At 67.7% G+C, this 17,680-nt stretch carries 21 protein-coding genes and 1 pseudogene; 16 read left to right on the top strand and 6 right to left on the bottom strand.

The window, feature by feature from the left end:
- Nucleotides 1–104: 104 nt before the first annotated feature.
- Nucleotides 105–647: a hypothetical protein gene (locus FBY22_RS18580; protein ID WP_260844923.1), complete on the bottom strand. Its 543-nt coding sequence runs from the start codon at nt 645–647 to the stop codon at nt 105–107.
- Nucleotides 648–1,186: 539 nt separating this feature from the next.
- Between FBY22_RS18580 and FBY22_RS18575 the strand changes: the two genes are divergently transcribed.
- Nucleotides 1,187–1,651 carry a hypothetical protein gene (locus FBY22_RS18575; protein WP_142146902.1) on the top strand — a complete coding sequence of 155 codons (465 nt, stop codon included), beginning with the start codon at nt 1,187–1,189 and terminating at the stop codon, nt 1,649–1,651.
- Nucleotides 1,652–2,039: 388 nt separating this feature from the next.
- On the opposite strand, the pseudogene FBY22_RS45760 reads toward FBY22_RS18575, so the two are convergent.
- Nucleotides 2,040–2,120 (bottom strand): annotated as a pseudogene (locus FBY22_RS45760) (IS5/IS1182 family transposase); the annotation flags it as partial.
- A gap of 485 nt (nt 2,121–2,605) precedes the next feature.
- On the opposite strand from FBY22_RS45760, the gene FBY22_RS18565 reads away from it, so the two are divergent.
- Genes FBY22_RS18565 through FBY22_RS18550 form a run of 4 tightly spaced genes read left to right on the top strand, consistent with a single transcriptional unit; the run spans nt 2,606 to nt 4,671 of the window.
- Nucleotides 2,606–3,160 (top strand): RNA polymerase sigma factor, encoded by a 555-nt coding sequence (locus tag FBY22_RS18565; RefSeq protein ID WP_160159899.1) that lies wholly within the window; start codon nt 2,606–2,608, stop codon nt 3,158–3,160.
- Nucleotides 3,157–3,837 carry a hypothetical protein gene (locus tag FBY22_RS18560; RefSeq protein ID WP_142146898.1) on the top strand — a complete coding sequence of 227 codons (681 nt, stop codon included), beginning with the start codon at nt 3,157–3,159 and terminating at the stop codon, nt 3,835–3,837. The genes FBY22_RS18565 and FBY22_RS18560 overlap by 4 nt, the downstream gene beginning before the upstream one ends.
- A gap of 54 nt (nt 3,838–3,891) precedes the next feature.
- Complete coding sequence (locus FBY22_RS18555) at nt 3,892–4,230, top strand: hypothetical protein (protein WP_142146896.1); 339 nt, start codon at nt 3,892–3,894, stop codon at nt 4,228–4,230.
- A 3-nt stretch (nt 4,231–4,233) separates the two neighbouring features.
- Nucleotides 4,234–4,671, top strand: a complete 438-nt coding sequence (locus FBY22_RS18550) for a GntR family transcriptional regulator (RefSeq protein WP_142146894.1) — start codon at nt 4,234–4,236, stop codon at nt 4,669–4,671.
- 160 nt (nt 4,672–4,831) lie between these two features.
- On the opposite strand, the gene FBY22_RS18545 is transcribed toward FBY22_RS18550, so the two are convergent.
- Nucleotides 4,832–5,098: a hypothetical protein gene (locus FBY22_RS18545; RefSeq protein WP_142146892.1), complete on the bottom strand. Its 267-nt coding sequence runs from the start codon at nt 5,096–5,098 to the stop codon at nt 4,832–4,834.
- A 919-nt stretch (nt 5,099–6,017) separates the two neighbouring features.
- Nucleotides 6,018–6,299, bottom strand: coding sequence for a hypothetical protein (locus FBY22_RS18535; protein WP_142146890.1), 282 nt, complete (start codon nt 6,297–6,299; stop codon nt 6,018–6,020).
- Nucleotides 6,300–6,566: 267 nt separating this feature from the next.
- Here FBY22_RS18535 and FBY22_RS18530 point away from each other — a divergent pair, with 267 nt between their 5' ends.
- From FBY22_RS18530 to FBY22_RS18520, 3 genes are all read left to right on the top strand, one after another.
- Complete coding sequence (locus FBY22_RS18530) at nt 6,567–7,745, top strand: N(5)-(carboxyethyl)ornithine synthase (protein ID WP_142146888.1); 1,179 nt, start codon at nt 6,567–6,569, stop codon at nt 7,743–7,745.
- 521 nt (nt 7,746–8,266) lie between these two features.
- Nucleotides 8,267–8,599: a hypothetical protein gene (locus FBY22_RS45965; protein WP_399211352.1), complete on the top strand. Its 333-nt coding sequence runs from the start codon at nt 8,267–8,269 to the stop codon at nt 8,597–8,599.
- Nucleotides 8,596–8,922, top strand: coding sequence for a DUF5994 family protein (locus FBY22_RS18520; protein WP_313905423.1), 327 nt, complete (start codon nt 8,596–8,598; stop codon nt 8,920–8,922). The genes FBY22_RS45965 and FBY22_RS18520 overlap by 4 nt, the downstream gene beginning before the upstream one ends.
- 1,227 nt (nt 8,923–10,149) lie before the next feature.
- Here FBY22_RS18520 and FBY22_RS18515 read toward each other — a convergent pair.
- Nucleotides 10,150–10,635 carry a DUF5994 family protein gene (locus FBY22_RS18515; RefSeq protein WP_142146886.1) on the bottom strand — a complete coding sequence of 162 codons (486 nt, stop codon included), beginning with the start codon at nt 10,633–10,635 and terminating at the stop codon, nt 10,150–10,152.
- Nucleotides 10,636–10,786: 151 nt separating this feature from the next.
- Here FBY22_RS18515 and FBY22_RS18510 point away from each other — a divergent pair, with 151 nt between their 5' ends.
- The 6 genes from FBY22_RS18510 to FBY22_RS18480 all read left to right on the top strand — a co-directional run bounded on the left by FBY22_RS18510 (nt 10,787) and on the right by FBY22_RS18480 (nt 14,677).
- The gene (locus tag FBY22_RS18510; RefSeq protein WP_142146884.1) at nt 10,787–11,038 is read left to right on the top strand and encodes a hypothetical protein; all 252 of its coding nucleotides are present in this window, start codon (nt 10,787–10,789) and stop codon (nt 11,036–11,038) included.
- A 234-nt stretch (nt 11,039–11,272) separates the two neighbouring features.
- Nucleotides 11,273–11,746 carry a DUF5994 family protein gene (locus FBY22_RS44530; protein ID WP_399211349.1) on the top strand — a complete coding sequence of 158 codons (474 nt, stop codon included), beginning with the start codon at nt 11,273–11,275 and terminating at the stop codon, nt 11,744–11,746.
- A 782-nt stretch (nt 11,747–12,528) separates the two neighbouring features.
- The gene (locus FBY22_RS18495; RefSeq protein ID WP_142146882.1) at nt 12,529–13,122 is read left to right on the top strand and encodes a DUF5994 family protein; all 594 of its coding nucleotides are present in this window, start codon (nt 12,529–12,531) and stop codon (nt 13,120–13,122) included.
- A gap of 10 nt (nt 13,123–13,132) precedes the next feature.
- A complete protein-coding gene (locus FBY22_RS18490) occupies nt 13,133–13,408 on the top strand; it encodes a hypothetical protein (RefSeq protein WP_142146880.1) in 276 nt (91 codons plus the stop codon).
- Between the two features lie 68 nt (nt 13,409–13,476).
- Nucleotides 13,477–13,788 carry an STAS domain-containing protein gene (locus FBY22_RS18485; RefSeq protein WP_142146878.1) on the top strand — a complete coding sequence of 104 codons (312 nt, stop codon included), beginning with the start codon at nt 13,477–13,479 and terminating at the stop codon, nt 13,786–13,788.
- 526 nt (nt 13,789–14,314) lie between these two features.
- Nucleotides 14,315–14,677, top strand: coding sequence for an STAS domain-containing protein (locus FBY22_RS18480; RefSeq protein WP_142146876.1), 363 nt, complete (start codon nt 14,315–14,317; stop codon nt 14,675–14,677).
- 40 nt (nt 14,678–14,717) lie between these two features.
- Here the strand turns inward: FBY22_RS18480 and FBY22_RS18475 are convergent, their stop codons facing one another.
- Nucleotides 14,718–14,945, bottom strand: coding sequence for an STAS domain-containing protein (locus FBY22_RS18475; RefSeq protein WP_142146874.1), 228 nt, complete (start codon nt 14,943–14,945; stop codon nt 14,718–14,720).
- A gap of 588 nt (nt 14,946–15,533) precedes the next feature.
- On the opposite strand from FBY22_RS18475, the gene FBY22_RS18470 reads away from it, so the two are divergent.
- Nucleotides 15,534–16,577 (top strand): acyl-CoA desaturase, encoded by a 1,044-nt coding sequence (locus FBY22_RS18470; protein WP_142146872.1) that lies wholly within the window; start codon nt 15,534–15,536, stop codon nt 16,575–16,577.
- A 448-nt stretch (nt 16,578–17,025) separates the two neighbouring features.
- Nucleotides 17,026–17,559, top strand: coding sequence for a GNAT family N-acetyltransferase (locus tag FBY22_RS18465; RefSeq protein WP_142146870.1), 534 nt, complete (start codon nt 17,026–17,028; stop codon nt 17,557–17,559).
- Nucleotides 17,560–17,680 lie beyond the last annotated feature (121 nt).

The following is a 17,680-nucleotide window of genomic DNA, read 5'->3' as shown; positions in this document are numbered from 1 at the left end:
ACGCCGCGGGCAGTCCGCCGCCTGCGCGGCTGGTGCCTTCGTCCTCCATGCCAGCTCCCCTCGCGCGGTGGGACGTCCTGTTGGGCCGTTGCAGAGCGCTCCGTTCACAGGGGCGGCGCGACCCGCTTGAACAGCCGCCGCAGCAAGGCGCGGTCGACGGACGTGTCAGCGGTGGTGAGCAGGGCGTTCTGCAGATGCGCGGTCAATGCGGCCGACGTGCGGAAGGTGCCGTGCGCGCACGAGCGGTCGATCCACGCCAGTTGCGCGGCCGGGACAGTGGCCACGGCGGATGAAAGCCGGTCACCGCCGTAGCGACTTCCACTCCGTCCAGGCGCGGAACCTCCTGCCACGCGACCACCCTGGATGCCAGCTGCGGAAGCCGGGCCCAGCGCCCGCTCGCTGCCCGCCCCGCACAGCACCAGCGTGACCTGCGTGCCGGGGTGGTCCCACAGGCTCTGCACGGACTCCAGACACGGCACAGGAAGGCGCTGCGTCTCGTCGGCCACCAGAACCCGCGCCTCACGCAGAGCTTCCGCGGCCGCCGCAGCCCGCGCCGAGGTGTGCGGGAAACGGCCGGCAGTGCCAGAGCGTCGAACACCGCCCGCCGCATGCCGGCTACCGACGGACGCACCGGTACCGGCATCCACGTCACCCTCCAGCCCGTAAGCACTTCACCAAGCGCCATCCGCACGGCCGCCCCCGCCGCATCCAGCTCCAGTAATCGCGCAACCACCGGCCGGGACACCCTCAACCCCGCCGTGATCTCACCCCACGCATCCGACGCCCCACCCCACACCCGTTGGAACGCGCACAACCGACACCGACCACCGTGCCGCCGCGCAACCCCCGCAAGAATCAGAAGTGCCGTTCCCGAGACAGTGGAGCGGAGCGGGGTGTACCGGCCCACGACAGCCACGGCCGCCGCATGCGCCGCCCCACGACAGTGACTTCCCGAGGCTCAACACCCGTCAGCAGCGAAACAGCCTGAACCTGACATGCCGTCACCGACACCCACCCACTGACACCAACCCGGCACATCGCACACGACAAGGCGCAGGTGCCGACCGTACGGCGGTTGTCGGCGACGGCGCGGGGGGCAAGCGAAGGGGGATCTGCAATCACCGAACAATTGTTCCAGAAGCGAACTTTGATTCCCCTTGCGTACTTCCACTTATAGGACCACGATATGGAGCATTCCGAACGCACAGGGATCGGGGAACAGATGCGCGTTACAGGGTTTGACCTGCGCACAATTTTGACCGTTGTTCAGGCTGCAGACATTTTTCAACAGTCGGCGGATTCCATGTTTTCGGGGACTGCCAAGTTTGCCGCTGGCCTCCGTCGATTTACCAGCCAAGTACCTTCAGGGCAAAAACTTGAGTTCTTCACGCCTCGAGATGAATCTCCTTTCGGGAGCCTAAACCAGGACAAAGAAGATTTTTCCGTTGGCGCCTCGATCCCCAAAGCAATGGGAAGCGGTGGCGGCAACGTAGTCGTCCACCTGTATGTCTGGGACCGGAAAGATCATCGGGAGATTCGCCTGCGGGCTCCGAGCAGCATCGGAAGCGCTGTGGCAACGCGCAAGGCACTGGACACTCTCATGCAGGCATATCAGTCCGCTGACCCTCGACTGGAAGTGCACGATGCGTAGGCAGCCCGGCTAATTTCTCTAGATGAACAGCTTCACGAATCGGCGTTCAAGTATATCCACCGACGGGACGAAGCAAATGAACGAAGTCTACTTCTGCGGAAAGTGTCGCAGGCAGCAACGACCTTCTCAAGGCGAGGACTGCATTATGTGCGGAAAGCGAACCGTGTCCTGGTATACCGACCGGGAGTCGGAGGATGACGCCATGAGGAAATGGCGCTCGGTGAACGGATGACAGCTCAACAGGCAGCGGATCGGGTCATGGGCAAAAGCCCAGGTCCAGATCCCCGGTTCCATACCGGTTGATCTGAGCCAACGGACCAGTCCAGCTAAAGGGTGTTGCACAAGGCCGTGTCTAGGCAGGTCAGAGCCTGTGATCGCGGTCTTGTGGTCATGATGCGAGGGCGAGGTTTTGCATGCGGGCGACGGCCTGGACCGCGTGGTGGAGACCGTCGCCGCGCTGCCGGCAGTCATCGGACCCGCGATCGAGACACCCCTCTCCATCGGCCCTGCGTCCGCCTCGGACGGCCGGCCCTACGTCGGCCCTGGGGTCTTCGTCTGGATCAGGCCGGATCAGGGAGCGGGGTCTGGTGCGTGCAGATGCATGGCGGAGGAGGGAGCCGACGTGGATCGTCGGGGACCGACGACAACGCCGTAGATGCGCGTGCCAGACCCCGCTCCCTGATCCGGCCTGATCCAAACGAAAGACCCTAGCCCACCCACAGACCCCGCACGCCCAACAAACACCTGCCCAGCGCAAACCCACACCGGTCCTTGAATGACCGAGACCAACACCACACCACACCCACCGCTGTCAGCAACCCCAACACCGCAGCTCGTGGATCCGGTCGAAGGCGATACGTTCCCGGGACCCGCGAGATTTCACGTGGGCTGCTGTAATCGCAACGCCTCGGCAGACACAAACAGTCTGCGAGCATGAACGGCAGGGGAGGCCGTGTGGGCGAGGCGAAAGATGAGTGGTCCCGGTTCAAGGTGGTGTACCGGGAGTCGTACCACGCCGTGACGAGGTATCTGGCGCGCAGGCTCGCACCGGAGTTGGTCGACGACGCGGCCTCGGAGGTCTTCACGATCGCCTGGGAGCGCTGGTCGACAAGGCGGGGCGCCGCCCTGCCCTGGCTGTACGGCATCGCCCGGCGGGTCGCGGCAAATGTGCGGCGCTCCCGGGCGCGTCGGGACCGGCTGGCCGACCGACTACGTCACGAGAAGAATCTCGTGCGGGGAGAGGAAGCCGGGGCGGAGCTCCAGGTGCTGGAGCGCATGGGCGCCGCCCGAATCCTGGCTCGCTTACCCGAGCGCGACCGCGAGGTGCTGATGCTGGTCTCCTGGGATGGCCTGGAACCGGCTGAAGCGGCGCAGGCTCTGGGATGCAGCAGGGCCACCTTCACCGTGCGTCTGCACAGAGCCCGGCGCAGGTTGGAACGTGAACTCGTCGGTGACGTAACCGCAGTGACCGAGCCTCGCCCCATGACAGCGGAAGGGACTGCAACATGAAGCGAGATGTGGAGCGGATCCGAGGACTCCTAACCGTCGCCAACGACCCGGCAGGCCCCGACGAGCAGGGCCACATCACCCTGCCGCCGCAGGCGGAGCACACACTGGGGCTGCTGCAGCGCTCCCGGCGTCCTCAACGGGTGGTGCTGCCGGGTCGACGGCAGCTCCTGGCGGGCGCGGCGGTCGCCGGCGCGGGCGCGGTACTGGCCGTGGGCGGGCGCGACCTCCTGGACCGCAAGGACGCGGCGACCCCTGTCGCCTACACACCGCCCGTGCTGTCCCTGCGCCCTGTCCAGGGGCAGTCGGCACGCGCGTTCCTCCTCGCCTTCGCGCGCCGAGTGGACCGCCTCGGACCCGAACCGAGGCGGGGCGCATATCAGTACACGAAGACCTGGGGCTGGTGGTTGAACACCGCTGGTGATGTTCCGGCAGGAGTGGTGAATGCGGCCGTCCCCACCGTGACCGAGTCCTGGGTGGCCGACAATGACTCGGGGCGCCGACGCAGCGCGTACGGCGAGCCGCTCTATCCCAACCCCGCCCAGCGCAAGGACGCCGAGGCGGCAGGTCTGGTCACCGGCAAAGGGGTTGAGGACCGGACCTTCGGGCCTGGCAAATTCCCCTTCCCGCAGAGCAGTGCCTGGAACACTGTCGCTCCGTTCTCGACCGCGCCCCGCTAGCTCGCGCAGCAGCTGGCACAGGTGAACTGGGAAGCAGGGATGATCATTTACGGGGTGGACGACCTGCTCGGCTACGCGGCGAGGTCCGGCCCGGCCGATCCTCAGCTACGTGCCGCCGCGTTGCGGGTTCTCGCCGACCACACCAGCGTGGCCGTATCCACCACCACGACCTGGAACGGACGGCACGCGATCGCGGTGTCCCAGAGTGAAACGGTGGAGGGCAGCACACAGCGAGAGACAGTGCTGTTCGACCCAGAGTCGGGTTACCCCGTGGGCTCGGAGTCGGCTCTGTTCGGTAGCGCCCGGCGCCTGAACGTGTCCGTACCCGCCACGATCAGTGTGAGCGAGACGCTGGAGCGAGCCACAGTGCCGACGAACCATGAAAGGCCCTGAGCGATGCCGGAGAACAAGTACGACAGGCCTGCGCACCTCAAAGCGATTCGGATGCCCGGTGCGACGACGAGGAACGTGGCGCGGGCACGCGAGGAGTTCGTCCGACACATCCGCGAGGGCCTGGCTGACAAGCGGTATACCTTCGGTGACATTTTGCCGACGGTCACCGAGCTACGGGCGCAGTACGCCGTGCCGGAGGATGAGATCGACAGCGCGATCCGAGAACTGCGCACAGGCGGGCTCCTACAGCTGCACGACGAATACCGCGACACGTACTTTCTCGATCCCGGCGCAGATCATCACGTCAAGCCCGAGGAGCGAGAGGACCTCGCTCAGCGCGTGAGGAAGTTGGAGGCCCTGTGCCACGACTTGGCTGCCCGCGTCGAGGCGCTGGAGGGTCGAGCCGGCTGGCCCGGGGAGGCACGGCGGCGCAACGACTGAGCGCACCCGCACGTTGCCGGCGCGCTCAGCGCGTCGCACTCATCGTCGCCGGTGGCAGCTACCTTCGGCAGGCCCTGAAGCTGCTGGCCTTGTTGTCGTTGAATGAGTCCACCTGACTCACCTTGGTCCCCGGCTGTTCCCGCCACAAGGTGTCCACGAATCACCCGTCGAATACGGTGACGATCATCCCCACGTCGTCCGCGTTCCTGGTCGTGTTCACCCAGCCGGTGGTCTTGTTGTCGAAACCGTAGTCGGTGAACTTGATGCCTGTGTTGCAGTGCGCGTGGTTCCATTGGAGTCGGCGGCCGTCGAAGCCCGAGTACTGGTAGAAGCAGTACCAGCGGTTGTCGTCAGCCCCTGCAGGGCAGTTCTCCCAGTTGATCTGGGGTTCGACATCGGTCGGTGTGTCGAGCCCCTGGGCACGCATTGCGCGCGGGGCTGGAGGATGGCGCCTCGGTTTCCCCGGGGAGCGGGAAGACCAGGACCGGGTCGCCGCCGTCCCAGGAAACCTCATTGGCACTGATCTGCACGCCCCCGTTGTTCGTCTCAGCGAGTGTCGCGTCGATCTCCGCCTGAAGTTCCTGCCGCTGGTCGGACGACAGGGCCCGCACGTCGCGGCGGCTGTCGGCCGCCGCTACCGCGGGGAAAACGGAACGTTCTTGACAGCCGCCGCGACGCCCCGCGCATCGCCCACCTACTGGGACGGCCTGCCCGTCGAGATCCTCGCCGACTCCGTTCAGACCGGGTGACGCGGCGTCAAACACTCTCCCGCGAAGAGCGGCGAGTTCGTCTTCGACGACCCCGCAACCTCGGGCACAGAGCAGACTGTGACGGCCACGGACACCCGGCTCAGTGGGAAGGCCCTCACACAGGCGTGGGACCGGCTGCACCCGCGGTTGAGCCGCCGGGCCGCCTGGCTCGACCATGACGGCCCGCTTCCCATCATCGAGGCTACCGCCTGAACCGGCCCTGGCCCGGCCCGTTCCTGGCCGTCGACTACACCAGCCCCCTGCACACCCGGATCCACACCAGCGCACCCATAACGAAAGCACCCACCCCGGACGGCAGGTAGGTGATGGTGTGCAGCCGTAGACGGTCGGCCGGGCCAAGGCACTCTCTGTCCTGCACGCGGCAGCATCAAGGGACCTCCATCGAGCTGTGGTCCTGAGTAAGCGTCAACTACAGTGCTTCGCGGGGCCCGTGTCGAGCGCACTCGATACGGGCCCCGCCGCGTAGTTCGTCGCTTGGAGTACAGGACCAGTACGGTGTGGGGGCGGCTGCGAGGGCCTGCAGCCTGGCTGCTGGCGCTGCGGCATCGGTGAGAGGGGTGCCACGTGTCGGTAGCATCACGGGTATGCCCGGCTTATGGATCGGTCTCGATGCCGCTGCCCGGCGGAGGAATTGGTGGTGGACCGGGTTCTTGACAATGGTCTGCCCTTGGCCGCGGCCAGCCCGCCGAGCTTGCCCACGGCCTCGACGTTCTTCTCGAAGTTGTCGGGCTGCCAGCGGGGGTCGACGTTGCACATTTGGCTGACGTCGTATTCGTCGGCGGCCTTGGCAGGATGGGAGAACAGCGGGACGGCCCATTCGGCCCTCTCATCTGCATGGTGCCGGACGTCTTCCGGCACGCGTTCTCACGGGAATTGCTGTTTGTCGTCGGGCCGTAGCGCCTTCAGGCCCGCGCGAGCGTCGACCGAGGCCGCACCCGACGGAGCTGACCAACAGCGGGCGACCCTATCGCCGCAGAGACGGATGCCGCTGCCCGGAAGCGAACAGGGCCACGCGCATGTCGCCCGGACCCGGCTCCCACCCGTGCGCCTGCCCCGGCCCCGCCCGTCGCGACCGTCTGCCGACTTGCCCCGATGTGCTAGACATGGAGTAACCAAAGGGGCATTTTGCAGCAGCTCACGCTCGGAATCATGTCGCAGACCCGCAAGGAAAATGAGCATCGCCTGCCCGTTCACCCCGCTCATTTCGACCGCATCGACGCCAGTCTCCGCAAGCGCATCTACCTGCAGGAAAACTACGGAGAGCATTTCGGCGTCCCCGACAGCCAGCTCGCCCCGCTCGTCGCGGGCTTCCGCACGCGCGAGGAACTCATCGCCGACTGCGATGTCATCCTGCTGGCCAAACCACTCCACGAAGACCTGGCGGAACTGCGCGAGGGTCAGATCCTGTGGGGCTGGCCGCACTGCGTCCAGGACGACAGGCTCACCCAGACCGCCATCGACCGGCAGCTGACCCTGATCGCCTTCGAAGCGATGAACCACTGGACCCGCAGCGGCGCCTTCAACCTCCACGTCTTCCACAAGAACAACGAGCTGGCCGGGTACTCCTCAGTCCTGCACGCCATGCAGCTGACCGGCGTGACAGGCGACTACGGGCGCCGACAGCGCGCCGTCGTCATCGGCTTCGGCGCGACCGCGCGAGGCGCAGTGACCGCGCTCAGCGCCCTGGGCGTGCACGACGTCGACGTGCTCACCGCGCGTGGCGTCACCGCCGTCAGCTCCCCCATCCACTCCGCGCGGATCGTCCACTTCGACCACGACAAGGCCGACAACACCCCCGACCCGCGACGCAGTGTCGCCCTCACCGAGGACGGCCCGCTGCCGCTGGCCGAGTTCCTCGCCGGGCACGACATCATCGTCAACTGCGTGCTGCAGGACACCGACGCGCCCCTGATGTTCCTGATAGACGAGGACCTGCCCAAGCTGGCCCCCGGCACCCTGGTCATCGACGTCTCCTGCGACGAGGGCATGGGCTTCGACTGGGCCCGGCCCACCACCTTCACCAACCCGATGTTCACCGTCGGCGACCACGTCAGGTACTACGCAGTGGACCACAGCCCCTCATACCTGTGGAACTCCGCGACCTGGGAGAACAGCGAGGCCCTCCTGCCGTATCTGGACGTCGTGCTCCAGGGTCCCGACGGCTGGGACACCGACGACACGATCCGGCACGCCATCGAAATCCGCGGGGGCGTCGTCCAAAACCCCAAGGTGCTCGCCTTCCAGCACCGCACCGCAAAGTACCCGCACGCCCACGAGGAGGCCCGGGAGGCGTCGCGGCCATAGCTGGCAACCATCCGGTGTTCAGCCCTCCTCCCACCGCTGTCCCGAGCCGCCGCGCGGAGTAGCTCGAATCCGGATCGTCCGCAAAGCTCCGAGACACTGTGCGATCTTGTCCCGCTCGTCCGACAAATAGGGGTGCCGGATCTGCGGCGCGGCGTCCTGTGGCACCGCGGGCTGGTGCGCCGGCCGTTGGGACCGGGTCTGGTCGTTCATCATCCAGCGCCGCTTCCAGTGCGGCGTACCGGATTCGCAGAGCGGCATGGCCCTCAGTCGTGAGGCCGGTCAACGTCCGGTGTGTCGGCCCGCGTCGACGCGATGCCGCTTGCGAACACACGCGGTTGTGACACGAGCAGGAGTACGGTGGACAGGAGGAGGACTTTCCGTATGCCGGAACTCGGCCCGGCCCGGGCCGTCTCCCCGTGTGCGGTTCACCGGCCCACCCTCCTTCCGCAGCACGCGCCCGTCCTCACAGGGCAGCCCGTGAGCCCGGCCACGCCATCCGCATCGAGGCCGAGGAGTCACGTATGCCGCTTCCGACCACGTCCACGACGGTCACACCGTCGGACACAGTCCCGCTGCCCACGGCTACGAAAGGGACGTCCCCCGTCCCGGCGCTGTGCCTCCTCGCCCTCGCCCTGCTCTCGTTCGGCGAGAGCCGGCACAACCGCCACCACGCCGACCCCGCCAGCGGCGTCGACGGCGGCCAGCTCGACCCGTCGGCCGCCGTCATCCGCCTCCTCGAACGTCTCGGCTGGGGGTGTACGACGTCTGTCGGCCGAGTCCGGCCCGCGTCGCCGCCTGCCGCGCCTGACATCAATCATTCATCCATGTACGGCAGTTGGCAGGAGATCTCATGACCGCCGCACTACAACCCCCGCTTCCCTCCCATCCCCTCCTGCGCCTGCGCCTGGCACCGCGCGGCGGCATGCCACGCCCCATCGATGCAGCGCGGTGGCCTCGTTCGTACGACCTGCTCGCCGAACTCCCCCGGCTGCTCGCCGGGTTGCCGCGCGCGTGGGGCTATATCACCAGCGTCACGGTCAACGGGGCGACCTGGTCTGCGGTGCCCGGCCGGATGCTCGTCTCCAACCAGGTCGTACAGCTGCACCGGACCCTCACGGAATCCGCCGGGCGGACACCATCGTCCTTCTCGCGCCCGGCCAGGGGCGCTGGGACCTGATGGTCGTGCCACCGGACACGCCCGAGGAAGCCGCAGAACCGCTCATGGCGGCCGGGGTGGACGGTCAGGCGCGAGAAGCTGTAAAGAAACCTCGCTGTTGATCTCGTGGGTCCGGGCGGGGCCAAGCGTGTGCGGCGAGCGGTCCGGTGCGGACTGCGCTGCCCCACGCGGACAGAGAGGCCGATGCTGCACGGACCAGTTCGTCGACGAGCGGGGTGCACCACCCCGATAACTGGGACAGTAAAAGGAAACGACCACCGCCCCCGGCCGGCGAAGACGGCGGTCGCCTGCGCGAGGGCTCGCGCCCTTCCCCCCAACGCGAGCCGTTGCGGGATGGTCCTCACGGCCGTTGGGGCGAGCGGGTTCAGCCCCAACGCAACCCGGCCATGAGGACTGGGGCCGGGGCCGCAAGCGGCTCCCCCGCGGGAGGCGGTTCCGGTTCCGCCGGGGGCCCCTGCCCCAGACCCCAGGATTCGAACGTCCTCTGCTGACCGTCGCGCAGTTTTCCGCTGGCGTGCGTCTCCACGCCCGCCGAGGGCGGCACGTCTGGGGCGCCGAAACCGTGGAACCCGGGCATCGAGTCCGCGGTTCGGAACAGAGCCGCGGGCCGGCGTGCTCGTGCGACTGACGACGGTCGCGCGAGCGCGTGCTGCCGGGTTGACGTGGCCGTGTCGCTCACTAGGGTGCCCTCGTTGCCCTCGTTACATGGTGCGCGCGTGCCTGCGTCGGCGGCTCGCGGCAGACCGGTCCGCGCCTTGCGGTGAACCGGGCCGGTGAAGGCAGCCTCGGACATCATGGCCCTGAACAGAGGCCGCCGTAGCCGATGGCAGGCTGCTGGAATTGCCCCAAGACTGTTTGCAGGCGCCGGTTCGCGGAACCCGGACTGTGGGCCTCACGGTTGGCTGAACTGTGAATCGCCTCCTTCAATCGTGGGACCGGGTGGCACCCGGTCCCACGAGCACGTCACGGACGCAGATCCCGAGGGCCACACTCGGGGAGCAGATGCTCATTATGAGCGCAGACTGGTGGGCGCCAGCCGGATCCCCTGGGCCGGTCCGGATCCGGACCGGCTGACGCGCCGGCTCCGGGGACCAGATTGTCGGTCCTCCAGCCCACCACCATCTTCGCGGGCTCGCCGGTCCACTGCCGCACCCCGGCGCCTTCGACAGCACGGTCATCCCGGCGCCGGTACCGGACTGGCACGACGGCCGCCTCGGCTGACCGGCGTCACGTCTTCGGCGCTGCCCTATCGGTACCGGTGTTGATGAGGATCTGTTCGGCTTGCGTGATGTTGCTGGCGCGGACGGCTTCGGCCATCGCGGTACGTGCCGCCTCGGGCGTCGCGTGCGGCGGGATGACGAGGAGGGAGAAGTGGTCCTGATCGCCCCTGGTGACGAGGACGGTGTCATCGCCGACCGGGAAGGAGTCGATATGGACGACGCGGTCGTCGACGAGCAGTCGCGTCGGCAGCGCGTCCCAGGCTCCGGCGTCCAGGCCGACGCGCGTGAGCGGCCCGAGGTACTCGGTCAGTGCGGATATCAGGGCGGGAAGCTCGGCTGCGATATCACGGGAGCACGGCCACCAAGCCCCGTCGAGAACGCCCCGCCGGTCATGCGTGGTCTGCAGCCGTACGACAGCCGTCCCCGGCTTCACCGCCTGGTGGACGGCGTCCGGCAGGAGCCTGGTCACACGCGGGAGACCGGAGTCGGACATGACACTCGCCTGTTTGTGAGAGATGCGGAGTGACTTACTCGTTTCACGGTACTCCGCGGCCCGCAGCAGTCGGGAAGCTCGCTGGTCACACGGGCCGGAGTAGGGTGAAAGATCCAGTCCACGGATCCACGCCCAAGAGGGAACGGTCGTCATGCAGCCCCAGGAAACTCCCCCGGACGGACACGCCGACGTACGTATCGTTGCCGCTTCCCCTGAGGTCGCCCGTCGGGTCGCGGAGGTTCTCCGTCACTGCTTCGCCACCACAGAACAGCGCAGCTATCCCGTGGACGCCGAGGGAGGGACCCGCCTCGAGCTCACCGTGGACACCACCAGCGCGGCAGAACCGGCGCGGTCCTGGCTGGAGACCAGCCGCTCCGCGGGCAAGGACGGCCGCCGGAAGTGAGGGGATCTCCGGGAGCGGTCCGTTCGGCCTCTTCGGGGAGTAGCGTGAACCCATCGGGAGCACTTCGCGCACCGGCCCCGATACCGGTGTCGTTCCTGGTGAGCAACGGCACCGGGCAACTGCTCACGCGCAGGGGTTCGGAGACGGGTTCGCACGATGTCCGCGACCACCGACCATCCCTCGCCGCGCGCCATGCCCTTCAGGGCCCCAACCGCACGCCTCACCCTCAAACCCGTGCGCCCCTCCCCGGGACAGGTCGAGCTGGACGGCGCCTGGTGGCCCCGCTCCCGTGACCTGAACGACGAGCTCCCCATGCTGGCCGACGTCCTGGATCCGCTGTGGGGGCGGATCACCCGTATCGCCGTCAACCCCCGCTACTGGCCGGTCATCCCGCAACGGATTTTCGTCAACGGCCATGTGGTGAAGGTCGGCTGGTTCACCACGGAGCTGGATCCGCACAAGATCCTGCTGCTGTCCGGAACGTCGGGCCGCTGGGACCTCCTGGTGATACCTCCGGAGGTCAGCGCCCCGTCGGCCGCCCGGCTGATGGCCGCCGCGAGCGCGAGCACCGCCCCGCAGTCGACCGCGACCGCTCTCATGGCGGCGGAATTGGTCGACGCCCCCTCCGCACCGGCCGACGCCGGCACCGGACGGCCCGACCGGCTGACGGCATCGATGCTGCCGTATGCGCCGCCGCCCGGGCCGTAACGAGGCGGCCCGGATCGCGTGGCCGCCACGTTGACACGGACCGTCGCCGGAGGCGGAAGGCCGCACAGTGCCGGGCCATGCACATCCGGAACACCGGCGAAGCATTCCGCCATTCCGCCTCGCCCGGTCCCCGCGAGAACCCACCCAGCGGACAACGGCGAGGTCGGCCATGACCGTTGCGCGGAGCATCAGGAACCAGGCGCAGACGGTGAAGGGCAGGATCACGCAAGAGCTCGGCCGGCCACCCGCAACAGGCGACTGCAACGCCGCGGCAGGAACGACCGTTTCCGTGGAGAAGACCAGGGACGCCTTCAGACGGAACACAAAGGGCACCCGATGATGTACGACCAGACACGCGCCCGACGGCCCGCCGGCCAGACTCCGGACGAACAGTACAAGATCGTCCACCGCCTCCGGCACGCCTCAACGCCTTCGCCGACACCCCGCTCGAGGCGCTGGAAGAGGCCGAGAGCGCCGATGACGAAGCCACCGCCCGACTCGTGAACACCCTCGCCGAACGACGGCGTCTCTTGCGCGCCGGCTGGGAGGGTCGGAATCCCGACGCACAGGCGACGAACTTCGGCTCGCACTGGGGCAGTACCGGGAGATCACCCCAGAGACTGCTCCACATCTAGGCGGCCACTCCTCCGCGTCGCGGCCAAGCGCGGAGTAGTCTCGACAGTACCGAGGGCAATTCGCACACCGGCTTCCACGCCGGGTCGTTCTCGGCGAGAGATGAAACCCGGGCCGCCGCAGAGGCGGCCCGGAGACGGGTCCGCATCATGTCGGCGACCTTGCACCCAACCCTGCCGTACCCCGAGCCCGTCGCCACCCCGGCCGCGCGTCTCACCCTGAAGAGAGACGGCGCCTCCCGTGGCCTCCTGGACGGTGCCTGGTGGCCCCGCTCCCGGGATCTGCTGAGCGAACTGCCCGCACTGACCGACGTGTTGGACCCCCTATGGGGCCGCATCACCCGCATCGCCGTCAACCCGAAGCACTGGCCGGTCATCCCGCCCAAGGTTCCCGTGCACGGCCACATCGTCAAGGTCGGCTGGTTCACCCCGGAAATCGACCCGCACAAGCTGCTGCTGCTCTCCTACGGCACCGGCCGCTGGGACTTGCTGATCATCCCGCCCGAAACCGGAGCGGAGTCGGCGGCCCGGCTGATGGCTGCCGCGTCCCACTACGACGGACCGCCCCAGACCGCGAGCGCGCTCATCGCCGCGGACGAGGCCCGGCACGGCGTCGCCGCGACCTACGAGCCACTGGGCCCGGACGAGGCATGGGAATACGAGGGCGGCGCCTCGGTGTCCGCGGCCGTCCCGCCCCAGCCCGGTCGACCCAGCCGGCCCAGTCGCCTGATCGTCGGTATGTGAGGCGACCGCCATGAACGCCTTGCTGACGGCCGCCGCCTTCATCGTCCTCATCGCAGCGGCCGCCTACGTGATCCACCGGCTCAACATCGAGCACGCCGACAGAATCGCCGTGCACCACTACAGCGCCGCCCTGCCCAGCCGTCACGGACGCGGCACGCCACTACCCCCGGTGAAAAACGGCCGGTCCCAGTCGCCGACCTCCGGCGAGCGACGGGACCACCGCGACGGAGGCCGTGGCCGCTTCCCGCCGCGCCGCCGACGCAGCCCTACGACTCACCACAGGTGACCAGCCGGTTTCCGCCACCAGGCCATCGAACCTGCAAGTGGCGGCCGGAACCCATGAACTGAGGCACCATGACTCTTCCCCAGCTGAACATCTACCGGCACGACCGGGGCACGCGAGCACTGATCACCCTGGCCGGCGAGATCAACCCGGTCACCGCGCCCCAGGTACGGACCGCCCTGGAGCGGTGCCTGAATGACGGCATCACCACCATCGACGTCGACCTGACCACCGTCAGCCTCTGCGACACCAGCGGCCTGCGCGTCTTCCTCGACGCGTCGCGGCACGCCGCCGAGACCCACACGTCCCTGCAACTGCACTACCCGTCCCCGCAGACCGCACGACTCCTCGCGGACACCGGCTCCGATCGAGTGCTCCTCTGATAACCAGGCTGTCCAGCCAACCCGTACAGACCCTCGTGTTCGACGCCGAGCACCGTCGGGCTCAGCCGATCTGGATTTGCAGCGTGAGCACGTCCGCCGGACCCGGCACCTTATCTCCACCCGGTCCGGTCTTCGTAGCGGATGGGCACATGTCAGGAAAGTGGCCTCGGAGTCTGCCGGGGTCCTGAGGGCAGAGGCGGGACGGCGGCGCCCTGTCGCCGCGCGTCGGCCGGAGGTGCTCATCATCAAGCCGCTGTAGTGAGGGATTGTCAACTCAACGGATGATCTTGGTTGTTGGGTGGTCAGCGGTTGTTTGGACTCAGTCGGCCGTCGAAGGCGATCCGGAAGGCGTTCAGCGGGTGATGGGGTACGTGACCTCGCACATGTAGAAGTCGTAGCGGTTTGCCGTTCCCGTCCAGGCCCCAGGTTTGGCCGGGTGCGCGGTGTGAGACGCCGTGTAGGGGGAGTCGGCAGGCTGATCGTCACAACGGGTCGCGTCTCCCCATGAGGCGGTTGGGAGAGCGTGATGACCGCGGAACCTTCAGTTCAAGCACACGCATTGGGAACGTCGCTGACTGTGCAGGTCGGCGGGGAGATGGACTGGCAGACCGCTCCGTTCCTCCGTGAGCGTCTTCTGGGCGAGATCACCGCAGATCAGCGACGCGTGATGCTGGATCTGTCCACGGTGTCGTTCTGTGATTCGGCCGGGCTGAATGTGCTGCTGTGGGCCTGGCGCCGGGCGAATCAGGCCGGTTCCGTGCTGGTGCTGGCCTGCGTGCCGCCGAAGATTCACCGGATGCTGGATATGACCGGCGTAGACACCATCCTGCGGATGTACGACACCGTCGGCGAGGCGGAGAACGCTCTGGTGGCCGACGGCGGGGCCTGAGCGCCAAGCACTCTCCCAGCTCGCACGGCCGTTCCAGACTTCACACGGCCTTGCTGACAGCAGCAGTGGCCACAAGCTCATAGGTCTCCGTCAGACGCAGCACGTCCTCAACGGGGCTGAACCCCAATCTGGCTCCTTCGGCGAGAAGACGCCTACCCAGCTCCAGCATGACATTCAGGCCACTGGAGTCCATGAACGTCACCCCGGACAGATCCATCTGCAACGTTTTGTCGCCCAGCGGGGTGACGAGGCAGACATCACCACCCACCCGAGCTCCCGGCCGTGCTCCTCCTGCGGGGGTCACGGCCCGTACTGGGGCGACCGGAGACCCCCACAACACCGGGGGACGTCGCCCGTCCCTCTCGCCCCTCACAGTGAGGACACGGTGTAGAGAGGTAGGACAGGTACTCAACCCGATTCCGTGAGGGGCGCGAAGAGGGCTTTGCGCTGGTTAGTGGGTGAAGCGGTAGCCGGTGACGAGATCGGCCTGGATGCGGACGATTTTCATCGACGTCCCGGTCGGTCCACGGGCCCAGCAGCGACCGGCAGCGTGCGGCCTCCCACTCGGCGGTGATCAGGCTTGCCCGGAGACCGTGATGAGTGCCCCTCAGTGATCAGCCGACCCCCTCTTCCCCGAACTTCCCGGTTCTTCCCTGAATGGTGCGGCCGTCGCTCCCTCAGCCCTGTCCTGCCACGGTGTGAGACCTGCCTGCCAGGGAACCCGCATGCGGAGAGGGACGTCGTCCCCCCTCCTTGCGATGTGTATACGGCGAAAGCGCATCCCTGCCTGTGGCCCGGTCTCAGCAACTCCGAGGCGGCGCCTGACTATCCGCCTCCTTCGGAGAGAGTTACCGACGTGACCACAGACACCACGGTCCACCCCCCGCCTTCGGAGGCGTCGGGCAGTGACTTCGCCCGATTGTCGAGAAGGATCGCTGATGCCGGTCTGCTGAGACGCCGTCCCGGCTACTACGCGCTGCGGACCACGGTGGTGGCCGGGCTCTATGTCGGTGGGTGGGCCGCCGTCGCGCTCATCGGTGACAGTTGGTGGACCCTGGCCGTGGCCGGCTTCCTCGCCGTCGTCTTCGGCCAGGTCGCCCTGCTCGCCCATGACGCGGCCCACCGCCAGGTGTTCCGCCGCCGCCGGGCCAGCGAAGCATCCGGGCGGATCGCCGGTGCCGGCGTCGGGATGAGCTACGGGTGGTGGCAGGACAAGCACACCCGCCATCACGCCAACCCCAACCACGAGGAACTCGACCCTGACCTCGATCCCGATCTGCTGGTCTGGTCCCAGGACCAGGCCCGGGCCGCCAAGGGCTTCCCCCGCCTGATCGGCCGCTGGCAGGCGTTGCTGTTCTTCCCGCTCCTCACCCTGGAGGGCTTCAACCTGCACGTGTCGAGCGTGAAGGCGCTGGCCAAGCGCTCACTCAAACACCGAACGCTCGACGGCGCCCTGCTGTTCGCGCACTTCGTGCTCTACCTGACCGTGCTGCTGTGGCTGCTGCCGCCCGGCATGGCGATCGCCTTCCTCGCCGTCCACCAGGCCCTGTTCGGCGTCTACCTGGGCTCCCTCTTCGCGCCCAACCACAAGGGCATGCCGATCCTGACAGGCGAGGACCGTCCGGACTTCCTCCGCCGCCAGGTGCTCACCTCACGCAACGTGCGCGGCGGCTGGTTCATGGATATCGCCCTGGGCGGGCTGAACCACCAGATCGAGCACCACGTGTTCCCCAGCATGCCCAGCCCCAACCTGCGCAAGGCCCGGACCATCGTCCGGCGCCACTGCCAGGAACTGGGTGTGGACTACGTGGAAACCGGGTTGATCGCCTCCTACCGGCTGGCCCTCGCCAGTCTCCACCAGGCCGGAGCACCACTCCGACACCCCCGCGTCCCCGCCTAGAGACGTGCCGCAGCCGGGGCCTGTGACCTCCGGGAACGCTGACATTACGGGGCGGCTTTCTGCCTCCGCTTGCCCAGCCACCTGCCGACGTCCATTCCGGGTACGGTGATACCCAGCCTGTCCCGCAAGGCGACGTAGTGCCACTGCCAGCCGGCCTCCCTCGGCGCCAATCGCCGGCCCGAACCATGACTCCCCCAGCCCGGACCACGCGAGATCCAGGCGCGCCCATGGCCCCACCCATGGAGATCACAGCGTTGCGCAGATCTCTGGCCGGAATCTGCGCAATGGGAATCAGATGCGCTGCGGCTCAGGTCGGCCACCGCCCCGCACTGCGCAGACCGGCCCAGTCAAGGGTTGTGGTGCGCGGCAGGGTGAGTGGTCAGCTGGAGCAGCAGCGCGGTGAGCGCGGGATTACCCATGAGGCGCTTGCCTTCGGCAGGATGGGCGCATGACCGAGATCCGCACACCCCGTCTTCTCCTGCGTAGGTGGCACTACGACGACCTCGCACCGATGGCGGACATCAACGCGGACCCACGGGTTATGCGCTGGATCGACGACGGCTCGGTGCGCGACCTGGACGACACAGCCGAGGCCATCGAGCGATGGGAGGAGGAGTGGGACGATGCGGGTTTCGGACTCTTCGCCGTCGAACTGCTGGCCTCGGGCGAACTGATCGGCTTCACGGGGCTGTCCGTGCCCGAGTTCCTGCCGGAGGTGATGCCCGCCGTGGCGATCAGCTGGCGGCTCGGCTCACAGTTCTGGGGCCAGGGATACGCATCCGAAGCCGCGCACGCCACACTGGAGTTCGCACTCCAGGACCGCGGCCTGGACCGCGTCATCAGCATCAACCGGCTGGGGGACAACTCCTCCGAGAACGTCATCCGCAAGCTCGGCATGGTGCCCGAGCGGGAGACGGCACACCCGGTGTGCGGCTACCCACTGCGCATTCACGCCATCGATCTCACCGAGTTCCAGGCGTGAACCGGCCGAGCCGTCGATCATCACAGGGCGCGGGCGATTTCCGGCACGCCTACATTGAGGACGTTCGCAGTCGTGACCGCGGATGAGCTCAGCAGGTCTTGGGTGGCTCTCTCCCTGTCTC

It is taken from the genome of Streptomyces sp. SLBN-31 (assembly GCF_006715395.1).
Taxonomy (GTDB): domain Bacteria; phylum Actinomycetota; class Actinomycetes; order Streptomycetales; family Streptomycetaceae; genus Streptomyces.
This window is presented reverse-complemented; position numbering and strand designations above follow the sequence as displayed.